The 2,550-nt window shown below is 67.7% G+C and carries 3 protein-coding genes; all 3 read left to right on the top strand.

Annotated elements, in window-relative coordinates; genetic code table 11:
- Nucleotides 1-721: alpha/beta hydrolase (locus GORHZ_RS03765; protein WP_006330502.1), on the top strand; the 721-nt coding region annotated here is incomplete at its 5' end.
- Between the two features lie 80 nt (nt 722-801).
- Nucleotides 802-2,088 (top strand): glycosyltransferase family 87 protein, encoded by a 1,287-nt coding sequence (locus GORHZ_RS03770; RefSeq protein WP_006330503.1) that lies wholly within the window; start codon nt 802-804, stop codon nt 2,086-2,088.
- Nucleotides 2,085-2,540: a peptide-methionine (R)-S-oxide reductase MsrB gene (msrB, locus tag GORHZ_RS03775; RefSeq protein ID WP_006330504.1), complete on the top strand. Its 456-nt coding sequence runs from the start codon at nt 2,085-2,087 to the stop codon at nt 2,538-2,540. The genes GORHZ_RS03770 and msrB overlap by 4 nt, the downstream gene beginning before the upstream one ends.
- Nucleotides 2,541-2,550 lie beyond the last annotated feature (10 nt).

Below are 2,550 nucleotides of genomic sequence, written 5' to 3' on the forward strand. Positions count from 1 at the left end.
GGCGGTCCGGGCCACCGGCGTGCAGGCGGCGTTGCGCACCTTCGCGCAGCAGTGCGCCGCCGCGGCCGGCTGTTCGCTCGGCGACGACGGCATGGCGACGATCGGCGACGTGCTCGCGATGGGTCGTACCGGCCGGCTCGGTGGACTGTCGGACACCGAGGCGCTCAATGCGATCACGAGCTCGCTGGCGGTGTCACCGAACGATCCCCGGGATCTCGCCACCCTCGCCCGGTCGATCGTCGCGGCGCAGCGAGGCGACGTCGGGGCCCTCACCGCCGCGGCCGGGGTCGCCGACGAGTTACGCACCACCGACGGGCAACTCGTCTCGCGCTGCAACGACGTCACCGGCCCGGTCGGCCAGAACGAGATCCCCGGACTCGTCGACGCGTGGACGAAACAGAATCCGCTGACCGGCGCCGACAGCGCACTGTCACTGTTGCGGTGCAACGCGTGGGCGACGGCGAGCGCCACGAACCCGCCGAGCGCGCTGCCGGTGGACCCGCTGATCCTCGCCGGCGCCAACGACCCGATCAACGGGGGCGGCGGCGCGGACACTCTCAACGCGTTGTTCATCAAGGCCGGTGTCTCCCCCACGACGGTCACGTGGGAAGGCCTCGGCTACTCGGTGCTGGCCCGCAGTTCCTGCGCGGCCGACGTCGTCACCACCTATCTCGGCGATCAGCCCCTCGGCGAACCCGGCCAACGGGGTTGCCCCGTCTGACCGGTGTTTCCCCGGGGGCACGCGGCCGGTCGATGCCGGGTGTGCCCGAGGATCACAGGTGGGCGTAGTACGGTTCGCGAGTGGCGATTCTCGACAATTACCTCCGCCCCCGGATGACCATGCAGCGGATCATCCCGATGGTGTTGTGGCCGATCAGCATCATGATGATCCTGCAGCGCTCGATCATCCTCGCGGTGAACGGCGATCGCACCGACGACTTCGCACCCGTCTACCAGGCCGCACTGCGGTTCCTCAACGGCCAGCCGGTCTACGCGGAGAACCTCGACACCGTCGACCCCCACTATCTGTACCCGCCGTCGGGAACCCTGCTGATGGCGCCGATCGCGACCATCGACCCCGAACGGTCACGCTGGATCTTCATCGCGGCGAGTGTCGTGGCGCTGCTGGCCTGCGCGTACCTGCTGGCCCGGCTGTTCGGCTTCGGTGCGCGCTCGTGGGTGATACCGGTCATCGTGTTCTTCTTCTTCAGCACCGAAACGGTCGCGCACACGCTGATCTTCACGAACTTCAACTCGTTCGTGTTGCTCGGCATGCTCGCGTTCCTTCTGCTCATGCGCAGCCGCCACGACCTGTGGGCCGGTGTCCCGATCGGGCTGACACTGGCCATCAAACCCGTGCTGGCGCCGTTGCTGCTGCTGCCGCTGCTCAACCGCCAGTGGAAGATCCTGGTCACCGCCATCGGCATCCCGCTGGTCCTCAACATCGTGGCGTGGCCGCTGGTCGTCGACTCCAACTCGTTCGTCACCCGCACGGTGCCCTACCTCGGTGAGGCCCGCGACTACTACAACAGCTCGATCGCCGGCAACGGAGCCTACTTCGGTGTCGCCGACTGGCTGGTGGTGCTGCTGCGCGTCGCATTCGTCGCGATGGCGGTGTTCTCGCTGTGGTTCCTGTACCGCTACTACCGCAAGACCGACGAGTTGCTGTGGCTCGCGACGTCGACGGGTGTGCTGCTGGTCACCGAGTTCCTGGTGGGCGCGCTCGGTCAGGGCTACTACTCGATGCTGCTGTTCCCGCTGCTGATGACCGTCTTCCTGCCCGGCTCGACGATGCGCAACTGGCCGGCCTGGCTCGGCGTCTACGGCTGCATGACCTTCGACACGTACTACTCGGAGGAATGGCGATCCTTCGGCTGGATGCTCGAGTACAACAAGGTGACCTGGGGCTGGTCGCTGCTGATGATCGCGGTGTTCTGTTCGCTGCTGTTCCGCTACCTCGACATGCGCCGCGACGGCGTCGCCTCGCTGGACGGCCGACCCGACGACACCCTCGACGAGGGTCGCCTCACCAACGACGGGCCGGGTGGTGGCGGCGGGCGCGATTCCGTGGCTACCGTGGAGAAATGAGCACCGACACCCCTGCCGAATCCGGCTCTGCGGACCGTCCCGAGGTTCTCGACGCCACCGCCGTCACCGACGAGGAGTGGCGGCGACGGCTGTCCCCGGCCGAATACCGGGTGCTCCGGCAGGCCGGCACCGAGGCCCCCTTCACCGGCGAGTACGCCGACACCAAGACGGTCGGGGTCTACCGTTGCCGCGCCTGCGGGGCCGAGCTGTTTCGCAGCGACCAGAAATTCGACTCGCATTGCGGCTGGCCGTCGTTCTTCTCACCGCTGGCCGGTGATGCCGTCATCGAACGCGCCGACACCTCCCTCGGGATGCGTCGCGTCGAGGTGTTGTGCGCGAACTGCGAAGGCCACCTGGGGCATGTCTTCGCCGGCGAGGGCTACGACACGCCCACCGACCTGCGCTACTGCATCAACTCGATCAGCCTGCAGCTCGAACCCACCGACGACTGAGGACGCCCCC

This window comes from Gordonia rhizosphera NBRC 16068, from assembly GCF_000298195.1.
GTDB lineage: Bacteria > Actinomycetota > Actinomycetes > Mycobacteriales > Mycobacteriaceae > Gordonia > Gordonia rhizosphera.